24 protein-coding genes and 1 pseudogene are annotated in these 26,133 nt (G+C 60.6%); 9 read left to right on the top strand and 16 right to left on the bottom strand.

Going from position 1 to position 26,133, the window contains the following annotated elements; genetic code table 11:
* Positions 1-58 precede the first annotated feature (58 nt).
* Positions 59-1,282: an ABC transporter substrate-binding protein gene (locus PSJ8397_RS00130; RefSeq protein ID WP_407691736.1), complete on the bottom strand. Its 1,224-nt coding sequence runs from the start codon at positions 1,280-1,282 to the stop codon at positions 59-61.
* 266 nt (positions 1,283-1,548) lie between these two features.
* Between PSJ8397_RS00130 and PSJ8397_RS00125 the strand changes: the two genes are divergently transcribed.
* Together PSJ8397_RS00125 and PSJ8397_RS00120 are read left to right on the top strand one after the other, a co-directional pair.
* On the top strand, positions 1,549-2,286 hold the full coding sequence (locus PSJ8397_RS00125) for a response regulator transcription factor (protein WP_085862539.1): 738 nt from the start codon (positions 1,549-1,551) through the stop codon (positions 2,284-2,286).
* A gap of 7 nt (positions 2,287-2,293) precedes the next feature.
* A complete protein-coding gene (locus PSJ8397_RS00120) occupies positions 2,294-3,733 on the top strand; it encodes a sensor histidine kinase (RefSeq protein WP_085862538.1) in 1,440 nt (479 codons plus the stop codon).
* A 113-nt stretch (positions 3,734-3,846) separates the two neighbouring features.
* Here PSJ8397_RS00120 and PSJ8397_RS00115 read toward each other — a convergent pair whose 3' ends face one another.
* Genes PSJ8397_RS00115 through PSJ8397_RS00085 form a run of 7 tightly spaced genes read right to left on the bottom strand, consistent with a single transcriptional unit; the run spans position 3,847 to position 10,574 of the window.
* Complete coding sequence (locus tag PSJ8397_RS00115) at positions 3,847-4,623, bottom strand: aldolase/citrate lyase family protein (RefSeq protein WP_085862537.1); 777 nt, start codon at positions 4,621-4,623, stop codon at positions 3,847-3,849.
* Positions 4,624-4,636: 13 nt separating this feature from the next.
* Entirely contained in the window at positions 4,637-5,437 is an 801-nt protein-coding gene (gene hpaH, locus PSJ8397_RS00110) for a 2-oxo-hept-4-ene-1,7-dioate hydratase (RefSeq protein WP_085862536.1), read from the bottom strand.
* Positions 5,434-6,288 carry a fumarylacetoacetate hydrolase family protein gene (locus PSJ8397_RS00105; RefSeq protein ID WP_085862535.1) on the bottom strand — a complete coding sequence of 285 codons (855 nt, stop codon included), beginning with the start codon at positions 6,286-6,288 and terminating at the stop codon, positions 5,434-5,436. Before PSJ8397_RS00105 ends, hpaH begins: the two co-directional genes overlap by 4 nt.
* The gene (locus PSJ8397_RS00100) at positions 6,285-7,682 is read right to left on the bottom strand and encodes a pyridoxal phosphate-dependent decarboxylase family protein (RefSeq protein WP_085862534.1); all 1,398 of its coding nucleotides are present in this window, start codon (positions 7,680-7,682) and stop codon (positions 6,285-6,287) included. Before PSJ8397_RS00100 ends, PSJ8397_RS00105 begins: the two co-directional genes overlap by 4 nt.
* A gap of 9 nt (positions 7,683-7,691) precedes the next feature.
* Positions 7,692-8,675 (bottom strand): 3,4-dihydroxyphenylacetate 2,3-dioxygenase, encoded by a 984-nt coding sequence (gene hpaD / locus PSJ8397_RS00095; RefSeq protein ID WP_085862533.1) that lies wholly within the window; start codon positions 8,673-8,675, stop codon positions 7,692-7,694.
* A 1-nt stretch (position 8,676) separates the two neighbouring features.
* The gene (hpaE, locus tag PSJ8397_RS00090; RefSeq protein ID WP_085862532.1) at positions 8,677-10,188 is read right to left on the bottom strand and encodes a 5-carboxymethyl-2-hydroxymuconate semialdehyde dehydrogenase; all 1,512 of its coding nucleotides are present in this window, start codon (positions 10,186-10,188) and stop codon (positions 8,677-8,679) included.
* A complete protein-coding gene (locus PSJ8397_RS00085) occupies positions 10,185-10,574 on the bottom strand; it encodes a 5-carboxymethyl-2-hydroxymuconate Delta-isomerase (protein ID WP_085862531.1) in 390 nt (129 codons plus the stop codon). Before PSJ8397_RS00085 ends, hpaE begins: the two co-directional genes overlap by 4 nt.
* Positions 10,575-10,661: 87 nt before the next feature.
* On the opposite strand from PSJ8397_RS00085, the gene hpaR reads away from it, so the two are divergent.
* Positions 10,662-11,099 carry a homoprotocatechuate degradation operon regulator HpaR gene (gene hpaR / locus PSJ8397_RS00080; RefSeq protein WP_085862530.1) on the top strand — a complete coding sequence of 146 codons (438 nt, stop codon included), beginning with the start codon at positions 10,662-10,664 and terminating at the stop codon, positions 11,097-11,099.
* Here hpaR and PSJ8397_RS00075 read toward each other — a convergent pair.
* Together PSJ8397_RS00075 and PSJ8397_RS00070 are read right to left on the bottom strand one after the other, a co-directional pair.
* Complete coding sequence (locus PSJ8397_RS00075; protein WP_085862529.1) at positions 11,096-12,328, bottom strand: Tm-1-like ATP-binding domain-containing protein; 1,233 nt, start codon at positions 12,326-12,328, stop codon at positions 11,096-11,098. The genes hpaR and PSJ8397_RS00075 overlap by 4 nt on opposite strands.
* Entirely contained in the window at positions 12,325-13,809 is a 1,485-nt protein-coding gene (locus tag PSJ8397_RS00070) for an aldehyde dehydrogenase family protein (protein WP_085862527.1), read from the bottom strand. Before PSJ8397_RS00070 ends, PSJ8397_RS00075 begins: the two co-directional genes overlap by 4 nt.
* Positions 13,810-14,044: 235 nt before the next feature.
* Here PSJ8397_RS00070 and PSJ8397_RS00060 point away from each other — a divergent pair, with 235 nt between their 5' ends.
* Genes PSJ8397_RS00060 through PSJ8397_RS00040 form a run of 5 tightly spaced genes read left to right on the top strand, consistent with a single transcriptional unit; the run spans position 14,045 to position 19,290 of the window.
* A complete protein-coding gene (locus tag PSJ8397_RS00060; protein ID WP_085862524.1) occupies positions 14,045-14,854 on the top strand; it encodes an IclR family transcriptional regulator in 810 nt (269 codons plus the stop codon).
* Entirely contained in the window at positions 14,851-16,197 is a 1,347-nt protein-coding gene (locus PSJ8397_RS00055) for an aminotransferase class III-fold pyridoxal phosphate-dependent enzyme (protein WP_085863417.1), read from the top strand. Before PSJ8397_RS00060 ends, PSJ8397_RS00055 begins: the two co-directional genes overlap by 4 nt.
* A gap of 11 nt (positions 16,198-16,208) precedes the next feature.
* Complete coding sequence (locus PSJ8397_RS00050) at positions 16,209-17,072, top strand: MBL fold metallo-hydrolase (protein ID WP_085862522.1); 864 nt, start codon at positions 16,209-16,211, stop codon at positions 17,070-17,072.
* The gene (locus PSJ8397_RS00045) at positions 17,072-18,358 is read left to right on the top strand and encodes an aspartate aminotransferase family protein (RefSeq protein ID WP_085862521.1); all 1,287 of its coding nucleotides are present in this window, start codon (positions 17,072-17,074) and stop codon (positions 18,356-18,358) included. Before PSJ8397_RS00050 ends, PSJ8397_RS00045 begins: the two co-directional genes overlap by 1 nt.
* Positions 18,355-19,290, top strand: a complete 936-nt coding sequence (locus PSJ8397_RS00040) for a phosphotransferase (protein ID WP_085862520.1) — start codon at positions 18,355-18,357, stop codon at positions 19,288-19,290. The genes PSJ8397_RS00045 and PSJ8397_RS00040 overlap by 4 nt, the downstream gene beginning before the upstream one ends.
* On the opposite strand, the gene PSJ8397_RS00035 is transcribed toward PSJ8397_RS00040, so the two are convergent.
* On the bottom strand, positions 19,265-19,984 hold the full coding sequence (locus tag PSJ8397_RS00035) for a type 1 glutamine amidotransferase (protein WP_085862518.1): 720 nt from the start codon (positions 19,982-19,984) through the stop codon (positions 19,265-19,267). The genes PSJ8397_RS00040 and PSJ8397_RS00035 overlap by 26 nt on opposite strands.
* Positions 19,985-20,066: 82 nt before the next feature.
* Between PSJ8397_RS00035 and PSJ8397_RS00030 the strand changes: the two genes are divergently transcribed.
* Entirely contained in the window at positions 20,067-21,320 is a 1,254-nt protein-coding gene (locus tag PSJ8397_RS00030) for a cytochrome P450 (RefSeq protein ID WP_085862517.1), read from the top strand.
* Between the two features lie 103 nt (positions 21,321-21,423).
* Here the strand turns inward: PSJ8397_RS00030 and PSJ8397_RS00025 are convergent, their stop codons facing one another.
* The 5 genes and pseudogenes from PSJ8397_RS00025 to PSJ8397_RS00005 all read right to left on the bottom strand — a co-directional run.
* Positions 21,424-22,191: an SDR family NAD(P)-dependent oxidoreductase gene (locus PSJ8397_RS00025; RefSeq protein WP_085862516.1), complete on the bottom strand. Its 768-nt coding sequence runs from the start codon at positions 22,189-22,191 to the stop codon at positions 21,424-21,426.
* Positions 22,192-22,210: 19 nt separating this feature from the next.
* Positions 22,211-22,948: an SDR family oxidoreductase gene (locus PSJ8397_RS00020; RefSeq protein WP_085862515.1), complete on the bottom strand. Its 738-nt coding sequence runs from the start codon at positions 22,946-22,948 to the stop codon at positions 22,211-22,213.
* A 15-nt stretch (positions 22,949-22,963) separates the two neighbouring features.
* Positions 22,964-23,803 (bottom strand): fumarylacetoacetate hydrolase family protein, encoded by an 840-nt coding sequence (locus PSJ8397_RS00015; protein ID WP_085862514.1) that lies wholly within the window; start codon positions 23,801-23,803, stop codon positions 22,964-22,966.
* Positions 23,804-23,821: 18 nt separating this feature from the next.
* The gene (locus tag PSJ8397_RS00010) at positions 23,822-25,615 is read right to left on the bottom strand and encodes an IlvD/Edd family dehydratase (protein ID WP_085862512.1); all 1,794 of its coding nucleotides are present in this window, start codon (positions 25,613-25,615) and stop codon (positions 23,822-23,824) included.
* 160 nt (positions 25,616-25,775) lie between these two features.
* Positions 25,776-26,009: pseudogene (locus PSJ8397_RS00005) on the bottom strand (IS3 family transposase); the annotation flags it as partial.
* Positions 26,010-26,133: the final 124 nt, after the last annotated feature.

The raw sequence follows: 26,133 nt of genomic DNA, 5'->3' as shown, positions 1-26,133 counted from the left end.
TTAACGGTTCGCCCCCCCCCCCACGCGAACGCAGAGGAGGAGGGAGGTAGAGGCATTTTTACAGGCTGTTCGCGATTGCGTCAGCCAACATCTGAACGGCGTCCTCGGACGACATATCAGAGTTGAAGTGTGCCGTCACAGTGTCCGTGATTGCACCGGCCTGTGCGCCGCGAAGCGCCATGCCGTGGGCGTAAGATGGCAGGAGAGACCCACCTTCGTTGCTGGCTGCCATGTCGTCAGCAGACAGTGTGGCACAGCTGTCAAAGTTATCCAGGGCGACGTCAGTACGCACAGGGATAGAACCTTTGTTCAGGTTGAACACTTCTTGGAAGCTTTCGCCAACAACCAACTCCGCCAGAAGGGCCTGACCGGCTTGCTTGTCGTCGCCGTCAACGGCGAACATGGCAAAGCTGTCCACGTTGTAGAGGAAGCCGTCACCGGGCGTGGACAGACACAGGAAGTCTTCGCCAGGCACTTTGCCAGCGGCCATGAATTCGCCTTTGGCCCAGTCACCCATGATCTGGAACGCCGCTTCGCCGTTCATGACCATAGCTGTGGCAAGGTTCCAGTCACGACCGGAGAAGTTGTCATCGACATAACCACGCATGGTGCGCATCTGGTCGAAAACAGCGATCATGTCGTCGGACTTGATGGTGTCCATGTCCAGCTCAACAAAGGCCTTGCGGAAACCGTCGGCGCCCAGGATGCCCAGTGCAACGGCTTCGAACACTGTCGCGTCCTGCCAAGCCTGACCACCGTGTGCCAGTGGGATGACGCCAGCGGCCTGCAGAGTTTCGGCGGCTGCGTTGAATTCGTCCCATGTTGTTGGCATTTCGATGCCGTTGGCTTCGAGAACTTCGGCGTTTGCCCAGATCCAGTCAACGCGGTGCACGTTTACAGGCGCTGCACACCATGTGCCGTCACACTGCATGTGGCCTGCGATGGCTTCGGGCAGGATGCCGGACCAGTTGTTGGCTTCTGCAACCTCTGAGATGTCAGCCAGAACGCCTTCTTCGTACCATTCCTGAATGGCAGGGCCTTTGATCTGGGCAGCTGTCGGCGCGTTGCCGGCCAGAACGCGGGCACGCAGGGCTGTGCCCGCGGCGTCACCGCCACCGCCAGCGACAGGCATGTCGGTCCAGGTGCCGCCGTTTGCGGCAAACTCTTCCTGCAGAACGGCCACGGAACGCGCCTCGCCGCCCGATGTCCAGTAGTGCAGAACTTCCGCCTCAGGCGCCGCGTGGCCGTCTGCGAATGCGGCGGATGAGGCGATGATCGCCATGCCAGATACTGCACCAAGAAGTTTGATGGTCATTTTAGATTTCCTCCCAGAAATTTTGGCACCCCAACGTGGGGCGTGGGCTGAATACGCCTCATTCCGACCCAGCATTGCAATTGATGCAGGGCTGGTATTCCTGCCTTACCCACGATTTTCTAAGCACTTCGTTACACGATGTTACGTTAGGCTCGATTTTGTTGCACGTTGTTACATAGGTGCTGAAACAGGCCGCGGTCTCACCCGCCCGTCGCATCAAAGAAAGGCAGACTATGGCGATCCCTCGCATCCTTGTTGTCGATGACGATTCTGAAATGCGGCAGATGATGACGCAATTTCTGCGCCAGAACGGGACCATTGCCCTACCGGCAAGTTCCGAACGTGAGGTCCAATCCCATCTCGATGGTGGTCGGGTCGATCTGATCTTGCTTGATGTGATGCTGGGCGATGAAAACGGGCTGCAGATCTGTCGTCGCTTGCGCGAAGAACAAGACGTGCCGGTCATCATGGTCTCTGCGCTGTCGGCCGATCACCAGCGGATGGCAGGCTATGCCGTGGGCGCGGATGACTACATTACCAAACCCTTTAACCCCGAACTCCTGCTTGCGCGGGTCAAGGCTGTTTTGTCGCGTGCGCGGCGATCCTCCTCCCTTGTGCATCGGCGCAACACCAAAACGTTCCGCTTTGCGGGCTGGACCTACCGCGCCAAATCGCAAGAGGTTCTGTCGCCTGACAACATCCAAGTGGCCCTGTCGCAACGTGAAACCGCCCTTTTGCAGGTCCTGCTGGCCAACCCCCACATCCCCCTCACCCGCACTGAAATCGCCGTGGCATTTGATGTGACAGGCAGCACATCCCAATCGACAGAGGCCATGGGCCGGTCGATTGATGTCCTTGTGGGGCGTCTGCGGTCCAAGATTGAGACAAACCCCAAAGCCCCACAGATCCTCAAGACGGAACGCGGTGTCGGCTATGTCTTTTCGGTCGACGTCACTGCCGAGGACGAATAGCCCGCAGATGTCGAACCTTCGCTCCATTGGCCTTATCTTTGTCAGCGCAGCCTTCCTTTCGGGGGGGCTGTCGGCGTGGCTGTGGATGCAATCGACGGCCAGCTGGCGCGCCCATCAGTCTGCGTCTTATCTGGCGGGCGTGACGCTCTATGGCGCTCTCCAGAATGGGACGGCCCCACCGGCTGGGGTGACACTGCGTACATTGCCCCCCGAAGATCAGACCCTTGCCGCCACGGGCCAGTTTCGCCAGATCCGCGGTGCCAGCCCTGCATCGCGGCTGACGATCATCCCCATTTCGCCAGACGTGACGGCCAACGGGGTCGGCCTGCCCCTGACGCTGGCGGTGTTGTCCCCTGACCTCACTTACAACATCGCTGATCTGCCCAACCGCGATGGCCAAACAGCGGCAGAGACCTTGGGCGCCGTCACCACCAAATTTGCTTCCTTTTGCAGTGATCCGGTCGTTGTCGCAAAGATGGGCGATGCGCCTTGGATCGGCATTGAGGGCAGCACGGTCTGGGGATGTGAGGCCAGCCCCTCGGACCTGCGGCTGTTGGCCGTGTTTCTGGCCGTCGTCTCCATGAGTGCGATGATCACGCTGGCCTTGAACCAATCCGCCGACTTCATGTCGTTTGCACAACAGTTGCGCGACCGGCGGCGTGTCGGCGGCCCCACACAATATGACGCAACCGGCCCGCAAGAACTGCGCGAGATCGTTTCAGCGGTGAATGGGTATCTTGAACTGGAACGGGATCAATTGGCCAGCCGTGCCGCTGTCCTGTCCGGCGTCAGCCATGACCTTGGCACACCCGCGACCCGCCTGCGCCTGCGCGCCGCCCTGATCCCCGACGCTGACCTGCGCAAAAAGTTCGAAAACGACATCGACACCATGACGGGCATCATCGAAAGCGTTCTGAGCTACACAAACGTCGAAATGAACTCAGAAGCCCCCCGCCCCCTTTCCCTCACATCTCTCGTTGATGCGATTGTCGCCGACTATCAGGACATCGGGCGACCCGTGAAATCGGAAGACAGCAAGGAATTGATCGTGCAGGGCGCAAGATCAATCTTCATGTCACGCCAAGGTCAGGGTGTCGTCCCCTCTGAACAGGATGTCATCGTTGTGGCGCGACCCGTCGCATTGCAACGTGCGATCACGAACCTGATTGAAAACGCTTTGAAATATGGACGGCGCGCCCATGTTTCCATCGAAACAACGGCAGACACCGCAACCGTTGTGATCGAAGACGAAGGCACACAATCCAGCGCCCAGGACATCGAGGCCCTCATGGATCCCTTCCAGCGCGGCGACGACACCGCCACCATCGACGGACACGGATTGGGCCTGACCATCGTTGCGACCATCGCCAAACTTCACGGGGGCAGTCTGGTCTTTGAAGACGTCTCACGGGGGGTCGCCGCAAAGCTGGAAATTCAACGCAGTTAGGACAGTCCGACAGACAGTGATCCGGTGTTGCATCTGACCCAAGGCCGCGTGGCGCCCCGCAGGCGTGATCCCGACGTGTGCGGCATCCGCCGCGCCAGCCGCCTAAACCGGATCTACTTAAACCGCTTTGCCGCCTCCGCCGCCGAGGCCCGCATGGTGCGGGCAAACAGCGTCACATCAATTTCCGTGGCGATAAACGTGGCCCCCAGATCGCGGCACTGCGCCTGCAATCCTTGATCCAATGTCAGGATACCCGCCGCCTTTCCCGCTGCCACAATACGCGTGATGGCGTCCAGAACGGCGGCCCTGACCTCGGCCTGATTGGGGCTGCCGATAAACCCCATATCCGCGGCCAGATCAGCCGGGCCTATGAAAACGCCGTCCACCCCCTCAACCGCCAAAATATCATCAAGCGCCGCCATGCCCTTCGTGTTCTCGACCTGCACCAACAGGCAAATCTCCTCCCGCGCGGTCGTGAGGTAATCCCCGATGGCAGCAAAATCAGACGCCCGCGCCAAAGCAGAGCCAACACCCCGCACGCCGTGAGGCGGATAGGTCACCGCATCGACCAGCCCTTGTGCCTGTGCGCCACTTTCCACCATGGGGATCAACAGCGATTGCGCGCCTGCGTCCAGCAATTGCTTGATCATCCAGGTCTCTCCGATCGGCGGACGCACCATGGCATGGACCCCACGCGCGCCGATCACCTGCAACTGCGCCGTGATGGACCGCAAATCGTTCGGCGCATGTTCTGCGTCAATCAACAGCCAATCGAACCCCGCACCTGCGCTGATTTCTGCAATATAAGGATCCGCAAGGCCCAGCCAGCACCCCAGCTGTACATTGCCTTGGGCGATGGCCGCTTTGAATGGATTGTGGGGGGCTGGCATGGCGTGATCCTTTTTAGGCAAATGCAATTTCAACAGACCCGAAAGGCCCAAAATCGGCGCGGATATCGGTGCCGGACGGGCATTCGACAGGCCGGATGAAACTGCCCGACAGGACAATCTGACCCGGTTCGATGGTTTGCCCGTACTGCGCCATGCGGCGGGCCAGCCAAACGACGCTTTCCACCGGATTGTTCAACACCCCTGCCCCAAGACCGGTTTCCTCAACCTCGCCATTGCGCGACGTGATTGCGCCAACCCAGCGCAGATCAAAGGCCTCAACTACGTGACGTTCCGCCCCCAGCACCACGCCCCCATTGGCCGCATTGTCGCTGATGGTGTCAAAAACGGTGCGCGTGGCCTTCGTCTCGGGATCAAGCCGCACAATACGGGTGTCGAGGATCTCAATAGACGGCGCCACATAATCCGTGGCCGCAATCACATCCTCTCGCGTGACATCCGCGCCGCCAATCGGCGCCTTCATCACAAAGGCAATCTCGGCCTCGATCCGGGGCTGGATAAACCGCCCCGCAGGCACTGTCGCGCGATGGTCAAACACCATGTCGTCGAACAAAATACCACTGTCGGGAATGTCGATGTTCAGCGCATATTGCATCGCCTTTGACGTCAGCCCGATTTTCCAGCCGACCACAGACCGCCCTTGGCCCAGTTTGGCGCGGTAAATGGCGTTCTGCACCGCATAGGCATCGTCCATGCCCATGTCGGGGTGGCGCTTCGTCAGCAGGCCGATCTGTGCGCCTGTCGTTTCGGCGCGCAGCAGATCAGCGGCCGCTTGGGCGTGGTCTTGGGGCGTCATACCTCTTCATCCTTGATGGTGTTGCGCAGGGTGCCGATGGTGTTGACCTCCACCTCCACCACATCCCCAGGTTTGAGGAATTGCGGCGGATCAAGCCGCGCACCAGACCCCGTAGGGGTGCCCGTCACGATGATATCGCCGGGCTCCAGCGTCATAAACGTCGAGATATACTCGATTTCCCGCCGGATCGGATGCATCATGCGGGCCAGCACATCGTCCTGCCGCACCTCGCCGTTCACGCGGGTGATGATGCGGGCGTCATCCAGTTGCGCGGCGTCTGTGAAGGGGACCAACCACGGGCCGATCGCACCAGAATTGTCCCAGTTCTTGCCTTGGGTGACATTGAATTTCGCATGGCGGACCCAATCGCGGATCGTGCCTTCGTTGCAGATGGTCAGACCGGCGATGTGATCATAGGCATCGGCCTGCGCAATGCGCCGCCCGCCCGTGCCGATGACCACCGCGACTTCGCCCTCATAATCCAATTGGTCGCTTTCGGGGGGACGGATCAACGGCCGGTCATGGCCCGTAAACCCAGAGGCAAAGCGCGGAAAAAGCGACATAAATTTCGGCTGCTCGGATCCGTCTTTGTATTCTGCGTTGCGGTCCGGAAAATTGACGCCCACGCAGATAATGCGGCGCGCGTTGGGCAAAACCATTTCGTACTGAACATCTTTGTGGGTCACCGGCCTGTCCGCCGCCGCGGCCCCCAACGCCGCCAATCCGTCTGCCTGCACAGCATCCAAAAGTGTCGGCCACTGCGGGAACGCGTCATTCAGCGCGATCATCCCGCCCTCTGTGACGCCCCCATAAAACGTGTCACCGCCGCTTGAATAGGTTGCGAAATTCATTTGATGGCCTCCCAGACCTCTTGCACGACCGATGCCACGGTCATGACGTCCTCGCGTGTTGTCTCAAATTGGCCCACCTGAACCCGAATGATCTTGCGCCCTTCAAAAGCGCCTTGGGTCAGGTAAATCCGCCCATCATCGTTGATCGCATCCACCAGCCGTTGTTGCATCGCGTCATCGCCCGGACAGCGGAAGGAAAACAGGCTGAGGATCGGATCGGTGCTGATCTCAAACCCGTCGATCTGGCGGATGGCCGCGCACAGTGCCTCGGCCCAGGTCACATGATTACGGATGCGTGTCTGCAATCCCTCAAGCCCATAGGACCGGATCAGGAACCACAGTTTCAGCGCCCGAAATCTGCGCCCCAGCGGGATCGTCCATTCCGAATAATTCGTCACCCCGTCGCCGGTGGTCTTCAGATACTCCGGCTCAATCTTCAGCGTATTCAACTGCGGCGTGGCATCGCGCAAAAACTGGATGGAACAATCAAACTGCGCACCCAGCCATTTGTGCGGGTTGAACACGATGCTGTCGTAGGCATCGACACCCTGCCAAAACGCCGCGTGGTATTCGGGGCAAATCATGGCAGAGCCCGCCCAAGCGGCATCCAGATGGGTGTAGAGATCATAGGCCTGCGCCACAGCCGCCACAGTCGCCAGATCATCGCAGGCCCCGACGCCCGTGCCCCCCGTGATCGCGATCACACCCGCAGGCGTATGCCCTGCCGCGATATCCGCACGGATCGCCTCCTCAAGCGCGCCCGCATCCATCCCGAACCGCGGGCCTTGGCCTGCGATCTTCACCAGATTGTCCTGCCCAATGCCCGCAACCCAACAGGCGCGGTCTATGGACGAATGCACCTGATCGGAACAATAAATCCGCAACGCCCCTTTGCCCGACACCCCGTTGCGGTTGCCGGTATATCCCGTGGCCCTTTCACGCATGGTCAGCACGGCGGAGAGCGTGGCCGACGACGCGCTGTCCTGAATGACGCCGGTAAACCCGGCCGACAAGCCCAGCGCCTGCCGCATCCAGTCGATCATCCGCCCCTCCAGCTCCGTCGCCGCCGGAGAGGTCTGCCACAGCATACATTGCGCAGCGACCGTATTGACCAACTGTTCAGCCAACATCGAAGGCGGCGTCGCATTGGCGGGGAAATAGGCAAAGAACCGTGGATGCTGCCAATGGGTCATTCCCGGCATCACAATATCTTCGAAGTCGCGCAGGATATCGGCCATGTCTTCGGCCCGCTCAGGCGGGGCATCTGGCAACTGGGCTGCAATCTCACCGGGGCTGGTCTGCGCGCGGACCGGCCTGTCGCGCAGCGTCTTGTGATACTGCGCGCCCCAATCGGCGATATGTCTGCTCCATCCCGCGAAATCGTCCCAATTCATGACACACTCCTAGGGCGCAATAATCGGGCTGGCTTTGATCTTGGGCTCATTGGTCTCAACCCCGACAAACGTCGTGCCGTGATTGAACCAGCTTTCGGGTGCCGCCGCCCCCCAGAGGGTCTGGCGCTGCGGGTCTTTCAAATCCCATTTGATCGGTTCCAGATCAGGATCAACTGTCTGATAATCCGAGCAATAAATCTCAATCCGGTGGCCGTCAGGATCAAGAATATACAGGAAAAAGGCATTGGAAATCCCATGTCGCCCCGGCCCCCGTTCAATATTGGCCACATACCCCGTTGTCGCCATCAGATCGAGAAGATCGATGATATTCAGGGGCGTCGGCACCCAGAACGCAACATGGTGCATCCGCGGTCCGACCCCGTTGGTGAACGCCATGTCATGCACCCCACCCTTGCGGTGCATCCACGCGGCCCACAACATCTTGCTGTCCTCGTCCTCCGTATATTCGGTCACCCGAAAGCCGAAGTCTGAATAGAACGCCACCGACGCGTCCACGTCATGACTGAACACATTGAAATGGTCGATCCGCAGCGGTTTCACCCCACGGTAAAGCGCGTATTTTTGGTGGATCGGCGCCAGCCGGTCCATTTTGTGATAGAACTCCAACGGAATACCAAGGTTGTCGGACGTCAGCAGCGTCTTGCCCTGATACGGGCGCTGCACCCATTCCGTCGGGCGGCCCTTGGCCCTGAAGTAGGCCTCCGCGCGGTCAAGGTCGTCTTCGTCAAAGGTCTTGAACCCCATCACCTCGACCGTGCCCGGTTGATCGGATTTTTGCAGGATCACACAATGATGCCCCCGTTCCTCCATGGCGCGCAGATAGACGTGGCTGTCGCTTTCATCCGTGACCTGAAAGCCCAGAATTTCGGTGTAAAACGCCCTGGACGCGCTGAGGTCTTTGACGTTCAGGCACACATGGCTCAGGCGGATGACGTTGAAATCGGGATACAGGTTTGGCGCAGGTACGGGCATCTTAGAGCGCTCCCAGTTTGGTGATCTTGTGCTGACCGGTCGCAAAACCGATGTGCTTTTGTTCCATGTAGAAATCGAACGACCAATCACCGCCGTCGCGGCCGATGCCGCTGGCCTTCACCCCGCCAAACGGCGTCGGCAGATGGCGGACGTTTTCGGAATTCACCCAGATCATCCCCGCCTCCAACGTGTCAGTAAAGCGCAGGGCGCGGGTCAGATCGTTGGTCCACAGATAGCCCGTCAACCCGTAGGCCGTGTCGTTGGCCATCTCCAACGCCTCCGCCTCGGTGGAAAACGGAATGGACGTCAGCACGGGGCCAAAGATTTCCTCTTGCGCGATGCGCATTTTGTTATGGGCCTGCGTAAACAGCGTCGGGCGGACGAAATAGCCCGCGTCGCCCACAGTCTCACCGCCCGCGGCGATGGTCGCGCCCTCTTGGGTGGCGATATCAAAATAGCGGGTCACTTTGTCGAAATGGTCTTGCGATACAAGCGGGCCGACTTCGGTTGTTGGGTCCAACGGGTGGCCCACTTTGATCGCGTTCACCCGCTCCACCAGCTTGGCCTCGAACGCATCACGGATCGTGTCTTGCACCAACAGGCGCGAGGATGAGGTGCAGCGTTCCCCGTTGATCGAATAGATCATGAAAATCGCGGCATCCAAGGCGCGATCAAGATCGGCATCGTCAAACACGATCACAGGGTTCTTGCCGCCCAGTTCCAGATGGTTACGCTTCAGCGTATCGGCACCCTGTTTGACGATTTTCGACCCCGTGCCGCTTTCGCCCACAAAGGCAATCGCCTTGATCTTAGGGTGTTCGCACAGCGCCTTGCCCGCGCCCTCCCCAAAGCCATTGACCGTGTTCAGAACACCGGGCGGCAGGCCTGCCGCTTCGGCGATCTCCACCAACAAACGCGCGGTCAACGGAGAGGCCTCGGCAGGCTTGTGCACAACCGTACATCCCGCAGCAAGCGCAGGTGCGATCTTCCACGTCGACAGCATGAACGGCGTATTCCATGGGGTAATCACGCCCACGGGACCAATGGGCACACGGGTGGTAATGTTCATCAACGTCGGTGATTTCAGGTGCTGTCCGTCGCGGGCCTGCACGACCTGATCGGCGAAATATCGGAAATTCTCGGCCCCGCGCAGGGCGGCCTTGGACATGAATTTATAGGCCTGCCCCGTGTCCCAACATTCGCACAGCGCGATTTCTTCGGCGCGCGCTTCGATGCCTTCTGCGATGCGGATGATGATCCGCCTGCGTTCCGCTGCGGGCAGATCGCGCCAGGCGGCAAACGCGTCGTGGGCGGCATTGGCGGCCTTATCAATATCCGCCGCCGCACCATGGGCCACGTCACAGATCACCGACGTATCAACAGGCGAAAGCGTCTGAAACACCCCCTGGGACCCTGCCACATCCTGACCGGCAATCCGGTTCTGAATGCCGGTTTCACGAAACCGCGCCAAAAAGCCGTCCAGTTTTGAAATGTTGTCGTCCAGAACACTCATGTGCCGTCCTCCATATGGTCGCGGACATTTCCAAATTTGGGTGAAAGGGCCGCATCAATGTCGCGCATCTCTGCGGACAGCGCGATGGATCGGGTGTCCATCGCAGGGGCCATAAAGGTTTGAAGGGCTGCAAAGATGCGCGTGATCGCGTCGTGTTTGACGTCGTCGGGTCGTCCCTCTCTCAGTCGGACTGAAAGATCGATAAACCCGTGTTTGGCATCCCCATCGGCCATCGCCACATGATCCACGCGGATGGCCCGCACACGAATGCCCGCGGTTGGGAAGGCCTCAAGGTGCGCCGCCGCCTGACGGATGGCCTCGCACAACGCCCCCATATCCACGACCTCTTCGAGGTTGGCGGAATACTCGATATGAACGTGCGGCACTCCATTTCCTTAACATGTTAATTGTTGCACGTTAATTAATGGGTAGAACGGTTGTCAACAATCCATATCGCGGGCATCTCAGGACCCATGTCAAAGTCGCTTCCCTCCACCAACCGATCCCTTCCCATCGCCCTCATCCGCGCGCGGGAAGGCGTGATGGCCCCCATTCGGGACATGTTGTCAGAAACCAGCATCACCGAACAACAGTGGCGCGTTCTGCGTGTTTTGGCTGATTTTGGCCGGATGGACACAAAGACGCTTGCCGACAGATCAAGCCTTCTGTTCCCCAGCCTGACACGCATCGCGGCCACGTTGCGCGACAAGGGCTTTGTCACCCAGACCCGCGACGACCAGGACCGCCGCCGTCAGTTGATCGAAATCACCGCAGCCGGTCAGCGCATTATCAATGACCACGCCCCCCAAGCGGCGCAGATCGCGGAAGGGTTCAAGGACATCTTGGGCGCGGCAGAGTATGAAACCCTTCTCGACCTTCTGACACGGCTGGATCCTGGCGCGCAGGATTAGACCGTGATGGTGCCATCCGCGCACCAGCCGTCAAAGATCTTCAACGCTTTGTCCGCAAAGGCGGAATCGTTGATGTGACACGGGATGCGGTGGAGTGTGATGGTGTCGGGGGCCTGTGCCTCGACCTCTGCCAGAAATGCGCTCAGCCCTTGGGGATTGTGCAGATCGGCCCCTTCCCGGTCCCATTCGCCAAGGCCCTGTTCTGGCAGGATCAGCGCGGTCGGGCCTTTGGCCTTTGCCAGCTGCGCGCAATGGGCGCGCGCGACCTGCTTCGTTTCTGCGGGCTGCAACACAATCGACGTCAGCAACCGGTTGTGCGCATGTTTCATATGCGCGTCCCACTTGGCATCAATCGGCTGCCAGCCGACAACATCAACCAGATCATAACAGCCAGGCGCCACAATCTGCGGCGTGCCCGTCCGGCCCGCATTCGTCAAACGATCCGCCCCTGCCGATATGTTCGATCCATGGATGTGGTTACCCAGCTCTTGCGTGCAGAAATCCATCACACAGGCAAAGGCCCCCTGCCCGGCAAGGCTTTCAAACGCCCGCCCCCCCATGCCGGTGGCGTGGAACACGGCCACTTCAAACCCGCGCTCTTCCAGGGCGGGTTTCAACGGGATGACGTATTTCAATGCAGATGTGCCCAGCGACATCATGCCCACCAAAGGCTTCGTAGGGTCCATTTTCTGGACCGCACGCGCGGCCCCCAACACAGCGCCCGCCGCCTGTGACAGCGACGACCTGCACACAGAGTTCAGCCCATAAAGCCCCCCGGCCCAAAGGATCATCTGCGTGTCCGCCGCCAATCGGTCTGCTGGGATCAGCGGGGAAAAAGACACAGTCGACACGATGTATTTCGGCACCCCCAGCGGAAGGGCCGAAGCCACATCAAGCGCCAAATCAGTGCCCATCGTCCCACCCAGCACGATCATGCCGTCAAACACACCTTCGGCATGCAGCCGCGCGGCCAATAGGCTTGCACCCTTCGCCATGATCTGCATCGCGTGGTTTTCATCGCCACTGTCGATCGCGGCCTGAATGGTGCTGCCGCCCTCTTCGGCCACAGCATGTTTGGAATAATCGGTGGGCTGTGATGGATCGCCCAGCACGGACACATCCATGGTCACAACCCGTCCCCCCTGATCGCGGATCACCCCCGCCAGAAAGCTCAGTTCATCATCTTTGGTGTCATAGGTGCCGATGACCAGAATGGTTTTGTCTGTCATAGTTTGATCCACGCGGTTTTAAGGTTCACGTATTTCTCAATCGCATGCAGGGACTTATCCGCCCCGTTGCCCGACTGGCCGACCCCTCCCAAGGGCACAGTGCCATCCGCGCCGCCATACGTGTTGATATGCATCACGCCCGTGCGCACCGCGCGGACCATCCTGTGCGCGCGGCCAAGGTTCGATGTCCACGCGGCCCCGGCCAGGCCATAAACGGTTGAATTGGCAAGCGAAATGGCCTCCTCCTCCGTCTCGAACGGCGTCACGGCCAGAACGGGGCCAAACACCTCCTTCTGGGCCAGCGTCGCGTCGCGGGCCACGCCGGTGATGATCGTGGGGGCCATGTAAAAGCCGCCCGTGTCCTCCAGAATGCGCCCGCCACCGGTGATAACCTGCCCGCCTTCGGATGTGGCCGTGTCCACAAAGCCAAGATTGGCCTTCAACTGACCTTCGGAATTCACCGCCCCGATGTGGGTGTCGACCTTTAACGGATCGCCCACGCGCATCGCCACGGCCGCTTTGGCAACAGCTGCGACAAATTCGTCATGGATGGCCGCCTCAACCAGCAAGCGCGACCCCGCGACACACACCTGACCCGAATTGCGGAAAATTCCGCCCGCCGCGACCTTGGCCGCCTCCTCAAGGTTGGGCGCATCTGCAAAAACGATGTTGGGGGATTTGCCGCCCAACTCCAGATACACCCGTTTCATGTTGGACCGCGCAGAATACTCCATCAGCCGACGCCCTGTGGCACCCGACCCGGTGAACACCAGCACATCCACATCCATGGACAGGCCCATGGCCTCCCCCACCACGCGGCCCTCGCCCGTGACGGCGTTCAACACACCGGGGGGCAAACCGGCCTCCAACGCCAGCTCAGCCATGCGCATCAACGACAGTGACGCCGTTTCAGAAGGCTTGAGCACGACCGAATTGCCCATGGCCAAGGCAGGCCCCAACTTCCACGCGCCAATCATCATGGGGAAGTTCCACGGGATGATCGCGCCGACCACGCCCACGGGCTCCTTGTGGATCATCGCCAGAATATCACCCGGGGTGGCCGCGATTTCACCATAGAGTTTGTCCAAAGCCTCCGCGTAATAGCGGATCGTACCAGCCGCCGACCCTGGCTCCGCCTTGAGAGCCATGCCGATCTCGGTCCCGTTGTCGCGCACGCCCAACACCGCCAATTCCAGCGCGTTGGCCTCAATCAGATCAGCCCATTTCAAAAGCACCTTCTTGCGGGCCGCAGGGGGCTGCCCGGCCCAGCGCCCATCTTCAAACGCGGCACGGGCCGAGGCAATCGCGGCCTCCATGTCCGCCGCCGTCCCCGCCGCAGTGGTCGTCAGAACCGTCCCGTCAATGGGAGAGATAACCTCCATCCGGCCACCGTCCGAAGACGGCACATGTTTTCCATCAATCAAATGGTCAAAACCGGCTACGGGCTGCGCACGCAACGCGTCAATCTTGGTCTGGTCCATGGGTCACCCTTGTCTCGCCGTCATATATGTCTTGGCTGTCTGTGGGCTGCGAGGCCCCGCACACCAATCGCCAACAAGGGCGTGGCCAGCGCCCGTGCCGACATGGATGTGGTGCGCTTGAACATTCCTGCCTCCGCTATCTGGTTCACATAATGAACCGACGTTTCAAAAAGCTTGTCTTGATTAACCCCATGTGTCAAACTTTTTTTGTGTTCGCCCATGCTGAAGGCCCATCATGTCCTCCACCACCAAAGCCCTGTCGCTTCTGACGCATTTCTCGGCCTCCCAGCCTGAGATCGGGCTGTCACAGCTGTGCCGGATGGCGGGGCGGGATAAGGCGACGACCTATCGCCACCTTCAGGCCCTTGAAACGGCGGGATTTGTCGAACAGAACCCCGCAACCAAACACTACCGGCTGGGCCCCGCCCTGATGCAGCTGGCCCAACTGCGCGAGGCGACAGTGCCGCGCAAGGACGGGGCAAAACCCGTCCTGTCCGCGCTGGCCGATGCTACAGGCGAAACCGCCCATGTCACCGTTCTGTCGGGGCAGACGCTCTATGGGTTGTGCGCCTGCGAGGCCCCCCACAACAGCATCCGCGCCGTGATCGACATCAACACCTTCCCGCTGCACGCAACAGCCTCGGGCCTGTGCGCCGTTGCCTTTGGACCTCAGGATTTGTTTGACGTGGCGGTGGCATCCCTGAGCGGGTTCACCGCGGCGACACCAACGACGCAAACGGATCTGGCCGCCCTGGTATCCAGCATCCGCGACACTGGGTTTGGCCGCGCCAACCAGACCTATGAGGCCGAAATCCAAAGCCTGTCCGCCCCCGTCTTTGACCACAGCGGCCATCTTGCCGGTGCGGTCGCCGTGGCCAGCGTCGCCACGCGCTTCACCCCCGACCTGGAACAGCTCATCAAATCCGAACTGGTCACCGCCGCCCGCAACATCACCCGCAACTGGGGCGGCACCATCCCCCCAGGAATTGAGGCCGCATGGGCCCGCTCTTTGACACATTCAAACGCATTGGAACGCACATCATGAAAGATTCAAACTTCCTGAAGGAACACAATGGCCGCCTGATGTGGCACCCGATGACATCGCCAAAAGACAGCGCCGATGCGCCGCCGACGATCATCACCGGTGCCGACGGTGTCTCGATCACCGACATTGACGGGCACCGCGTGGTCGATGGCGTGGGCGGCCTGTGGAACGTGAACCTTGGCTATTCCTGCCAGCCCGTCAAAGACGCAATCGCGCAGCAACTCGATATTCTGCCCTATTATTCCACATTCCGCGGCACGACGAACGATGTCTCGATTGAGCTGTCGTATGAGCTGTCAAAGTTCTTCGCGCCAGATGGCCTCAGCCGCGCGTTCTTCACCTCGGGCGGGTCGGACTCCGTCGAAACCTCTCTGCGGCTGGCGCGGCAGTATCACAAATTGCGCGGCGAGGCCGGACGGACCAAGTTTCTCAGCCTGAAAAAGGGTTATCACGGCACGCATATCGGCGGCGCCTCCGTCAACGGCAACGCGAATTTCCGCACCGCCTATGAACCCCTTTTGCCTGGCTGTTTCCACATCCCCGCCCCCTACACCTATCGCAATCCGTTCAATGAAACGGACCCCGAGGCGCTTGCGCAGCTTTGTCTGCAGGCGCTTGAGGACGAAATCGCGTTCCAAGGTGCGGGCACCATCGCGGCCATGATCATGGAACCTATCTTGGGGGCCGGCGGCGTCATCCCGCCCCACCCCAGCTTTGCCCCCGCCGTCCAGGACATCTGCAACCGCCATGGCATCCTGCTGATCACCGACGAGGTCATCACCGCCTATGGCCGCACCGGCGCATGGTCCGGTGCGCGGCTGTGGGGCATCCAGCCTGACATGATGGCCACGGCCAAGGCGATCACCAACGGATACTTCCCCTTTGGCGCTGTCATGATGGGGCAACGGATGCTCGACGTGTTCGAAGACAATCCAAACGCCAAGATCGGCCACGGCTACACCTATTCCGGCCACCCCGTTGGGGCCGCCGCTGCCCTGGCCTGTCTGGCCGAAACCCAACGTCTGAACGTGCCGCAGAACGCTGCCGCGAGGGGCACCCAACTTTACGAAGGCTGCAGGGCGTTGATGGAGAAATACGACATCATCGGTGACGTGCGCGGGGGGTATGGCCTGATGACAGCTATGGAAATGGTCAGCGACCGCGCCACCAAAAAGCCGATCGATGCAGCCACAGCCCAAACCGTCCAGGAGGTCGCCTATCAAAACGGTGCCATGGTCCGTGTCTCCGGCCCGAACCTGATCCTGTCGCCCCCTCTGATCTTGTCTGAGACGGACGCCACCACCATCCTGACCGCACTCGATGCCGGTTTTGCCGCAGCCTGAAAGGCCCTGATATGACGGAAAATTATGTGGCCCTGTTGGGCACAAAGGGGGGGCCATCGGTGCGGCAAGGATCGTCCATGCCCACATCCAACCTGTGCGTCATGGGCGGCCGCCAGATCGTAGTAGACTGCGGATTGGGTGTCACGCGGGGGCTGGTTGATCAGGGGTTTCTCCTCAAACGCCTCTCAACCATTCTGATCAGCCACCTGCATTCGGATCACTACATCGAACTGGGCCCCCTCATCCACACCGCGTGGTGTTCTGGGCTGGTCACGCCCGTTGATGTCTATGGCCCAGACGGCCTGCAAGCCTATTGGGACGGTTTCCTGGCCTCCATGAAGGCCGACATCGATCTTCGGATCGACGACGATGGCCGCGAGGATCTGCGCAGTTTCGTGCGCATCCATGTGGTCGATGCGGGCACGGTTCTGGATCACGACGGGCTGACCGTCACCGCCATGCGCACCGCACATCCGCCCTTGATCGACAGCTTTGCCTTTTCGTTCAAAACCGCCACCCATCACGTCGTCTTCTCCGGTGACACGGCCCCTATCGCTGCGATGGAGGACTTCGCGCGCGGGGCAGATCTGCTGATCCACGAGGCCATGTTGGACGCAGCCCTGCCGTCCTTGCTGGACCGCGTCGGCAACGGCACCGGCAACGACAAACTGATGGCCCATTGGCTGCGGTCGCACACCTTCGCCCATGACGCGGCCAAAACCGCAGCCAAGGCCGGGGCGAAACGGCTGGCACTGTCCCACCTCATCCCGTCCGACGATCCGACCTTTGGCGAGGCCCAATGGCACGCCGCCTGCGCGGATCACTATGACGGTGAACTGATCGTGGGGCGCGACGGCCTCCGGATCGATCTGTAATGCGCTCCACCGAACAGCTGCTGGTCGACCGTGCACGCCTGATGGGGCCGAACGTGTCCACATTCTACGACGACCCGCTGCATCTGGTGCGCGGCGAAGGGGTGTGGCTTTGGGATGCAGACGGGCGCAAGTATCTGGATTGCTACAACAACGTGCCCCATGTGGGGCACTGCAACCCTCGCGTGGTTGAGGCGATCTGCCGACAGGCCAGCACGCTCAACACGCACACGCGCTACCTGCATGAGGGCATTTTGTCCTACATCGAACGGCTGACAGCCACGACCGACGCCAGCCTTGATACCGCGATCCTCACCTGCACGGGGTCCGAGGCCAACGACATCGCCCTGCGCATGGCCGAAGCCGTGACTGGCAAACGCGGGATCATTGCAACCGACGCGACGTATCACGGGAACACCGCGCTGGTCAGCCAGCTTGGTAAATCCAACATTCCAACAGTCGGCTTCGGACTTGGCCAGTTTTTCCGGTTCGTCGATGCCCCAGACAGCTATCGCCACCCCGACCCTGATGGAACGACCTTTGCGGCCCATGTGGCCCAACAGATCGACGGTTTGGAAAAGGACGGCACAGGCTTTGCGGCCCTTGTCGTATGCCCCTATTTCCTCAACGAAGGCTTCCCCGACCTCCCCGACGGGTGGCTCAAACCCGTGGCGGAGGTCGTGCGCCGTACGGGCGGTTTACTAATCTGTGACGAGGTCCAATCAGGCTTTGGCCGCACGGGCACCCACATGTGGGCCCACGAAAAAATGGGTGTGGTGCCGGATGTGATGGTGCTGGGCAAACCCATGGCCAACGGCCACCCCGTGGGTGGCGTTGTCGCAAACCACGACATCGTCGCGGCCTTCCGCACAGGGTATCGTTATTTCAACACCTTTGGCGGCAACCCCGTATCATGCGCCGCAGCCATGGCCGTGTTGGAAGAAATCGACGACAAGGGCCTTGTTGCCAATGCCCAGACCGTCGGTGCCTATGCCCGTGAACGGATGCAAAAGCTTGCAACACAACATGAGGTCATTGGTGATATCCGCGGCTCTGGCCTCATCTTTGGGGCCGAAATGGTGACCGACCGCACCACCAAAGCCCCCGCCTCCGACTTCACCGACCGCGTTATCAACGCCCTGCGGCATCGCGGGGTCATCCTGTCGAAACTGGGGCGCCACAAAAACACGCTCAAGATCCGTCCGCCGATGCCGTTTTCCAAGGACAACGCGGATCTTCTTTTTGACACGCTGGACGAAGTGCTGGCGGACACGTCCTTGCACCCATGAACACAGCGGCCAACGCCTTGCCTATATGGGGCCTTGAGGGGGCAAAGATCACCCTGATCGCCGTCCGCGAAAACGCAGTCTACAGGGTGGAGCACGGCCAAAACCGCTTTGCGCTGCGGCTCCACCGTCAGGGCTACCGGACGGACAGTGAACTGGCGGCCGAACTGGACTGGATGGCGATGCTGGACCGCGCGGGACTGTCTGTTCCTTCGCCCATTGCCAGCCTTGAGGGCACGTATCTGCACAGCGTCGATGGGATGCAGGTCGATGTTCTGACCTGGCTGGAGGGGGAAACCCTTGATGCCGCCCTGCCCCAGATGGATGCCGCACAGCGCGAAAAGGTGTTCCACCAACTGGGCCACGACATGGCGCGGATGCACAGTGCAATTGATGCCTGGCCACAGGCCATATCTTGCGACCGTCCGGCATGGGATCAGGGTGGCCTTTTGGGGCACGCCCCGCTTTGGGATCGGTTTTGGGACAATCCCGCGCTGAACTTGGACCAAAAGACGCGCCTGTTGGCGTTCCGCGACAGCGCCCGCGACGACCTGACCCAAATCGCGCCCAGCCTTGACTACGGGCTGATCCACGCTGATCTCGTGGCGGCAAATGTGATGGTGTCTGGTGACACCCTGCACGTCATCGACTTTGACGACGGGGGCTTCGGCTTTCGTTTGTTCGATGTCGCAACAGCCCTGTTGAAACATCGGACGGCCCGCGATTACCCCGCCCTGCGCGCCGCACTTCTGGCGGGCTATACCTCTTTGCGGCCACTGGACACGCCGCATCTGCCTCTCTTTATGGCGCTGCGGGCCGCCAGCTATGTGGGTTGGAACATCAGCCGCGCAGATGAGGACGACACCGGAGCCCGCAACGCCCGCTTCATCACCCAGGCTGAGGCCCAGATCACCGAGTATACCGCTCGCCTTTAACGGCCTGTTCAAAGAACGCAGCAATGCTCTCCGCGTAGGCCAGATTATCGTCCTGGCCCGTCATCGACGCTTTGGCCGCCGCCGCGACGTCCGCCCCAAAAGACGGCCCGAATTCCGCCAACAAAGCCTCAAAGAAGGCAGGCGATATTTCGGGGTGGTTCTGCGTGGTGTAAACCCGCCGGCCCATCACAAAGCCCGCACAGGGCACGCCATCTGCGGATGTGATCGTCTGCGCCCCGTCGGGCAACGCCGTCACCTGTTCCTTGTGGGCCGCAAACTGACGATAGCTGCCGCCCAGCCCCGCCATCCATGGCTGGGGGTCAACGACATCGCTGCGCTTCAACCCAAGGCTCCAGCCATGGGGGTTGTCCCCAACAGTGCCGCCCAAGGCCAAGGCAATCGCCTGATGCCCATAGCACGCCCCAAACAACGGCAGCGTCGTGTTGCGGATCACCTCCAACAGCCGGCCCACCCACGGGTCCGTGTCATGCACCGATGCCGGGCTGCCGGTGATGATGATCCCGTCAAAGGGCGCAAGACTGGGCGGGAATTCGTCAAGATGCACGCGGAACGCCGTACAGGTCCAATCAGGCCGGACACTGTGCACCATCGTCTCGAATTTCTCGGCATCAAACGGATGCCTATGGGCAAAGTCGGACAAATCCGTATTGGTCACAAGAATAGCCAGATGCATCGCAGGTTCCGTTTGACAGAGGCCGGTTTATGGTCTTGCATATTACACATGTTAATTAATGCCAAGCAGGAGGCAGAGCGCCATGTCCATGTGGACCCCGACAGATGATGGCCATGCCGACATCGTAAGCCACGACACCTACACCCAAGGCGTGCCGCACAACACCTTCGCCCGCCTGCGCCGCGACGACCCTGTGCATTGGACAGAATGGGACGGTGGCGCACCATTCTGGTCCATCACCCGCAACGCGGACATCACCGCGATGAACGGCAACCCTCGCGTTTTTTCTTCGGCGCAAGGCATCCGGATCGAGGACCAGACCCGCGAAGAATACCTTGCCCGACGCACCTTTCAGGAAACCGACGCCCCCGAACATCTGCAGACCCGCATGAAGGTGTTCAAAGCCTTTGCCAAAACCTCCGTCGCCAATTTCGCCCAAGACATCACTGACCTCACAGGCCCGATCCTTGATCGCGCCTTGGCCCAAGGCACCTTCAACGCCACACGCGAAATTGCCCGCGAATTGCCCATGCGCATGTTGGGCCGCATCATGGGGCTGCCCGAAAGTGATCTGGAATGGTTGGTGGAAAAGGGCGACGCCTTGATGGCCAATTCGGACCCGGATTTCACCGATCATGTGGTCGATAAACTGACCACGGATGAATTCCGCCTGATGCCCTTCAACTCCCCCGCAGGTGCCGAACTGTACGCCTATGCCAAGGATCTGATGGACCACAAAGCGCGCATGGGTGACACCGATGGCATTCTGCATATGATCCTGAAACCGGCCAAAGACGGCACCGTGATCTCCGAGGATGAGTTTCGCAATTTCTTTTGCCTGTTGGTCGCTGCGGGCAATGACACCACCCGTTATTCCATCGCTGCAGGCGTTCACGCCATCGCCGAAAAACCCGAACTGCTGCACCAGATGCAAACGCAAGACGTCTGGGACACCATGGCCGATGAAATCATCCGCTGGGCCACCCCCGCCACCTATTTCCGCCGCACTTGCACCGAAGACACCGAAGTCCACGGCAAGACCATTCGTGCCGGTGACAAAGTGGTCTATTGGTGGACCTCCGCCAACCGGGACCCAGACGCGATCCCTGACCCGTTTCACATTGATCTGACCCGCACGCAGAACCAGCATCTGGCATTCGGGCAGCACGGGCCGCATGTCTGCCTTGGGATGCATCTGGCGCGGCTTGAGGTCCGCATCCTGTTTCAGGAACTCAGCCGCCGCCTGAAATCCATCGAACCTGCGGGGGATGTGCAATACCTGCGGTCAAACTTCGTGGGCGGCATCAAACACCTGCCCGTCACCGTTCAGCTGTAACGCACCGCGCGCCCGTTCGGGCCGCGGTCTCCCCACAGGCAGCCCCCGGACAGCCTATGCCTTTGGCGCGGCTCGCGCATGATGACGTTGGGGACAGTGCCTCTCAGCGTGCGTCTTGTGGCCACGCGGCTTGGGTGAAGACACCTCCGTCCACCCACAGGGTTTGGCCCGTCACAAAGCCCGCCGCATCAGAGGCCAGAAACAGGATCGGCCCCACCAGATCAGCAGGCCTGCCCACACGGCGCAACGGCGTCAATGCCGACCATTTGTCGCCATAACCATCCGCTTCCTCGTTGGTGCGGTCCGTTTCAATCGCACCGGGGGCCACGCAGTTCACGCGGATGCCGTAGGGGCCAAGTTCTGCGGCAGACACCTTGGTGAATTGCTCAATCCCCCCTTTGGACGCCGTGTAATCCACAAGGTTAGGGAAGGCCAATTTGTTGCAGCCAGACCCAAGGTTGACGATGGCCCCTCGGATGCCGTGATCCTTCATCTGACGTGCGGCGGCTTGGGTGTTCAAAAAGCAGCCCCGCAGGTTGGTCTTGATTGTTCGATCCCAGTCCTCGACGTCCAACTCCAGCAGCGGCGCCCATGTCTGGATGCCGGCATTGTTGACCAGCAAATCAGGCGCCTGTCCGGTCTCGGCCAAAAGGGCGTCATAAAAACCTGCCACCTGATCCGCATCCCCCACATCACACCGGTGCGCACTGACGCTATGGCCCTGCGCGCGCAACGTCTCCGCCAGTGCCTCCGCCGGGGCGGCGGTAGAATGGTACGTGAACGCTACACGGTATCCCGCCTTGGCCACCGCCCCCACAAGGTGGTGGCCGATGCCTGTGCTGCCGCCCGTAATGACCGCAAGTTTCTGCATGCTGTGTCCTTCGCGCCGCTTACAGGGACATACCGCCGTCGATGACGACGTTAGATCCTGTCATGAACGTCGCATCGTCCGAGGCCATCAGCAACGCCACAGCGGCGATTTCGTCCACCGTGCCCAACCGGCCCGTCATCTGACGCGCCTTGAATGCCGTCATCGCGGCCTCGGCGTCGCCCGTGGCGGCCAGCCGTTCGTGCAGCGACGGGGTGTCCACGGTGCCCGGGCTGATCGCGTTGCAGCGAATGCCCTTGTCCGAAAAGTCCCGCGCAATGGACAGCGTCATCCCCAACACCGCCGCCTTGGTCGCCCCGTAGGCAAAACGACCGGGGGCGGCCATAACCGATGACACCACCGAAGCGATGTTGATGATCACACCATCCCGTGCCTCGACCATGGCGGGCAAAACCGCGGCGGTGACCGAATATGTGGCCGTAACGTTCAAATCGACGCTGCGCTGAAAATCCGCAGGCGTGCAGTCAATCACGCTGCCCGCCGCCACATAGCCCGCGCAATTGACCAGAACATTGATGTCCGGAAACTCCGCCGCCAAAGCCGCAACCTGTTCGGGGTTCGTGACGTCCAGATGCCGGTTGAGGCGGCCCGTGTCGTCAAACCCCGTACCGGTGCCGTCATATTGCAGATCAGCGGCAATGACGCGCGCGCCCTCCTCCAAAAACACCTCTGTGATGCGCGCACCAATGCCTTGGGCGGCGCCGGTCACAAGACAGGTCTTCGCCGTCAGTTTTGACATAATTACCCCCCCTCTTTACGGTGTGGCCACAGCGGTCTGGCGCTGCACGCCAAGGCCCGCAATCTCAAGCACCATCTCATCGCCAGGCTTCAGGTAGCGTTGCGGCTTCAGCCCCATGCCCACACCGGGGGGCGTGCCCGTGGTGATCACGTCCCCGGCCTGCAATTCCATGAAATGGGACACATAGGACACCAGATGGGGCACCTTGAAAATCATCGTCGACGTCGATCCGTTCTGCACGGTGTCGCCGTTTACCGACAAGGTCATGGCCAGATCTGCGGTGTCCACCTCATCACGGGTCACCAACCACGGCCCAAGCGGCCCAAACGTCGGGCTGCCCTTGCCTTTGGTCCATGTGCCGCCCCGTTCCAGCTGATATTCCCGTTCGGACACGTCGTTGCACACGCAAAAACCCGCGACGTGATCCATGGCATCAGCCTCGGCTATATAGCTTCCGGTTTTGCCTATGACGACGGCCAGCTCGACCTCCCAATCGGTCTTCTCGGATCCGGGCGGAATGCGCACATCGTCGTTGGGCCCAACGATGCAGGACGGCGCCTTATTGAACAAAATAGGCTCTGCGGGGATGTCCATGCCCGCCTCTGCCGCGTGATCAGCGTAGTTGAGGCCAATGGCGATGAAATTGCCCACCCCCGTGACGCAAGCGCCCACGCGCGTGTCCGCAGGCACAGCGGGCAACGCGGCCAGATCAAGCGCCGCAATCTGCGCCATATAGGCGTCGGACAAATAGGCGGCGGTGCCGTCCAGTGCCCCGCTCAGATCACGGAGTGTGCCCGCGTCATCCAGAACACCCTGTTTTTCCTGACCTGCGGGGCCGAACCGAATAAGTTTCATCTGCGTTTTCCTTGTTGTCTAATGGCTGTCCCGCGGCAGACCCTTCTGCGCGAGACGTTGATATTTCACAGCCGGTTCCAGAACCCCGCCGCTGTCCAATTGGCCCACAAGTCCCCGTTGAATTTCCTGCCACGGGGTCTGGCTTTCGGGATAGGCATAGCCGCCCTGCGCGTCCAAGGCTGTGCGCCGCGCGGCCAGCTCATCCTCAGCCACCAGCATATTGACGGTGCCGCGCGCCAAATCAATGCGCACCGGATCCCCAGTCTGCAAAAGCGCAAGCCCCCCGCCCACCGCCGCCTCAGGTGCGGCATTCAGGATCGAGGGGGAGCCAGAGGTCCCCGATTGCCGCCCGTCGCCCACACACGGCAGCGATGAAATGCCCGCCGTCAGAAGGGCCGCAGGGGCCTGCATATTCACGACCTCAGCCGCACCGGGATAGCCCACGGGGCCCGCGCCGCGCATAAACAGGATCGAATTTTCGGTGACGCCCAAGGCAGGGTCCTCGATCCGCTCGTGGTAATCCTCCGGCCCGTCGAAGACCACGGCGCGCCCCTCAAACGCCTCCGGGTCGTCGGGGTTGCTCAGATACCGCGCGCGAAACTCGTCTGAGATGACAGAGGTTTTCATGATCGCCGCGTCAAAAATATTGCCCGACAGCACCAGAAACCCCGCCCGCTCGGTGATGGGGGCCGCATAGGGACGGATCACATCCGTGTCCTCAATCGCCGCCCCTGCGCAGTTCTGGCCCAGCGTTTGACCGTTGACCGTGGGCGCATCCGCGTGGATCAGATCCTGTTCCATCAGTTGGTTGACGACCGCAGGCACACCGCCCGCGCGGTAGAAATCCTCGGCCAGATAATCGCCCGCGGGCTGCATGTTCACCAACAACGGGATGTCGCGCCCATAGGCTTGCCAATCCGTCACCGGCAGATCGACGCCAATGTGCCGCGCGATGGCGCCGATGTGGATGGGTGCGTTAGACGATCCACCAATGGCGGAATTGACGCGGATGGCATTGATAAACGCCTCCTTCGTCAGAATATCCGACGGTTTCAGATCCTCATGCACCATATCAACGATGCGCCGCCCCGTGCGAAACGCCACCTCGGCCCGGTCACGGTGCGGCGCAGGGATCGCGGCGGACCCGGGCAGCTGCATGCCCAACACCTCGGCCAGTGAATTCATGGTCGAGGCCGTGCCCATCGTGTTGCAATACCCAATCGACGGGGCAGAGGCCGTGACCAGTTTCACAAACCCCGCGTAGTCGATCTCGCCCTTGGCCATCATCTCACGCGCCTTCCAGATGATCGTTCCGGACCCCGCGCGCTCCCCCTGAAAATAGCCGTTGATCATCGGGCCCGATGACAGCGCGATTGCGGGCATGTTGACGGTTGCGGCCGCCATAAGCAACGCAGGCGTGGTCTTGTCACACCCGATGGTCAGCACAACGCCGTCCAGCGGGTAGCCGTGCAGCACCTCAACCAGGCTCAGATAGGTCAGGTTGCGATCCAGCCCCGCTGTGGGGCGCTTGCCGCTTTCATGGATGGGATGAACCGGAAACTCGATGGCAATCCCGCCTGCATCGCGGATCCCCTCCCGCACCCGTTTGGCCAATTCAATATGATGGCGATTGCAGGGTGCCAAATCCGAACCGGTCTGCGCGATGCCAATGATCGGCCGGTTGGATTGCAACTCTTCCTGCGAGAGGCCGAAATTCATATATTTTTCAAGATAAAGCGCGGTCATCCCCGGGTTGTCGGGGTTGTCAAACCACGCTCTGGACCGAAGCGGGCGGCTGGGGGCGTCGGTCATCTGTCGTTCCTCTTTCGCGCGAATGTCGTGGGACATACTGCACAGAGACGGACCGATTTGAAAGCGGTTTCATTCAGCTGTGATTGGCTGCGGAGGGGGCACATCTTCTTACACAAAAACACTGGACCTGTCCCGCTTTAGTGCCGCCCCAAGTGCTCGTTTAGGCCACCTTGCGTTCGAAAGCGACCGGGCTTTTCCAACCCAGTGCTGAGTGGCGACGACGCGGATTGTAGAAGCCATTGATATATTCGAAGATGGTCATCTCAGCCTGCCGCCTCGTTGCCCATGATCGTCGCCAGATCAACTCGGCTTTGATCGTCTTGAAGAAGGTTTCGACGGCGGCATTGTCATAGCAGTTGCCTTTGCCGCTCATGGACACCTTGAGACCATTCTGGCCCTATGCTCTTCGACAAACCTAAATCTCATTGCTTTAGGCCCGCAAAGAACTGGTTCGTCCATTGTCCTCGGACCAATGGCGGAAAATGGCCTCACCCTTTTTTAAGATTTCCCTCTCCTCC

It is taken from the genome of Pseudooctadecabacter jejudonensis (assembly GCF_900172275.1).
Classification (GTDB): domain Bacteria; phylum Pseudomonadota; class Alphaproteobacteria; order Rhodobacterales; family Rhodobacteraceae; genus Octadecabacter; species Octadecabacter jejudonensis.
This window is presented reverse-complemented; position numbering and strand designations above follow the sequence as displayed.

Excerpts from the sequence above, each read along its gene's own strand:
- PSJ8397_RS00130 (WP_407691736.1), bottom strand. The coding sequence starts at position 1,282 with ATGGCGATCATCGCCTCATCCGCCGCATTCGCAGACGGCCACGCGGCG.
- PSJ8397_RS00125 (WP_085862539.1), top strand. The coding sequence starts at position 1,549 with ATGGCGATCCCTCGCATCCTTGTTGTCGATGACGATTCTGAAATGCGG.
- PSJ8397_RS00120 (WP_085862538.1), top strand. The coding sequence starts at position 2,294 with ATGTCGAACCTTCGCTCCATTGGCCTTATCTTTGTCAGCGCAGCCTTC.
- PSJ8397_RS00115 (WP_085862537.1), bottom strand. The coding sequence starts at position 4,623 with ATGCCAGCCCCCCACAATCCATTCAAAGCGGCCATCGCCCAAGGCAAT.
- hpaH (WP_085862536.1), bottom strand. The coding sequence starts at position 5,437 with ATGACGCCCCAAGACCACGCCCAAGCGGCCGCTGATCTGCTGCGCGCC.
- PSJ8397_RS00105 (WP_085862535.1), bottom strand. The coding sequence starts at position 6,288 with ATGAATTTCGCAACCTATTCAAGCGGCGGTGACACGTTTTATGGGGGC.
- PSJ8397_RS00100 (WP_085862534.1), bottom strand. The coding sequence starts at position 7,682 with ATGAATTGGGACGATTTCGCGGGATGGAGCAGACATATCGCCGATTGG.
- hpaD (WP_085862533.1), bottom strand. The coding sequence starts at position 8,675 with ATGCCCGTACCTGCGCCAAACCTGTATCCCGATTTCAACGTCATCCGC.
- hpaE (WP_085862532.1), bottom strand. The coding sequence starts at position 10,188 with ATGAGTGTTCTGGACGACAACATTTCAAAACTGGACGGCTTTTTGGCG.
- hpaR (WP_085862530.1), top strand. The coding sequence starts at position 10,662 with ATGTCAAAGTCGCTTCCCTCCACCAACCGATCCCTTCCCATCGCCCTC.
- PSJ8397_RS00075 (WP_085862529.1), bottom strand. The coding sequence starts at position 12,328 with ATGACAGACAAAACCATTCTGGTCATCGGCACCTATGACACCAAAGAT.
- PSJ8397_RS00070 (WP_085862527.1), bottom strand. The coding sequence starts at position 13,809 with ATGGACCAGACCAAGATTGACGCGTTGCGTGCGCAGCCCGTAGCCGGT.
- PSJ8397_RS00060 (WP_085862524.1), top strand. The coding sequence starts at position 14,045 with ATGTCCTCCACCACCAAAGCCCTGTCGCTTCTGACGCATTTCTCGGCC.
- PSJ8397_RS00055 (WP_085863417.1), top strand. The coding sequence starts at position 14,851 with ATGAAAGATTCAAACTTCCTGAAGGAACACAATGGCCGCCTGATGTGG.
- PSJ8397_RS00050 (WP_085862522.1), top strand. The coding sequence starts at position 16,209 with ATGACGGAAAATTATGTGGCCCTGTTGGGCACAAAGGGGGGGCCATCG.
- PSJ8397_RS00045 (WP_085862521.1), top strand. The coding sequence starts at position 17,072 with ATGCGCTCCACCGAACAGCTGCTGGTCGACCGTGCACGCCTGATGGGG.
- PSJ8397_RS00040 (WP_085862520.1), top strand. The coding sequence starts at position 18,355 with ATGAACACAGCGGCCAACGCCTTGCCTATATGGGGCCTTGAGGGGGCA.
- PSJ8397_RS00035 (WP_085862518.1), bottom strand. The coding sequence starts at position 19,984 with ATGCATCTGGCTATTCTTGTGACCAATACGGATTTGTCCGACTTTGCC.
- PSJ8397_RS00030 (WP_085862517.1), top strand. The coding sequence starts at position 20,067 with ATGTCCATGTGGACCCCGACAGATGATGGCCATGCCGACATCGTAAGC.
- PSJ8397_RS00025 (WP_085862516.1), bottom strand. The coding sequence starts at position 22,191 with ATGCAGAAACTTGCGGTCATTACGGGCGGCAGCACAGGCATCGGCCAC.
- PSJ8397_RS00020 (WP_085862515.1), bottom strand. The coding sequence starts at position 22,948 with ATGTCAAAACTGACGGCGAAGACCTGTCTTGTGACCGGCGCCGCCCAA.
- PSJ8397_RS00015 (WP_085862514.1), bottom strand. The coding sequence starts at position 23,803 with ATGAAACTTATTCGGTTCGGCCCCGCAGGTCAGGAAAAACAGGGTGTT.
- PSJ8397_RS00010 (WP_085862512.1), bottom strand. The coding sequence starts at position 25,615 with ATGACCGACGCCCCCAGCCGCCCGCTTCGGTCCAGAGCGTGGTTTGAC.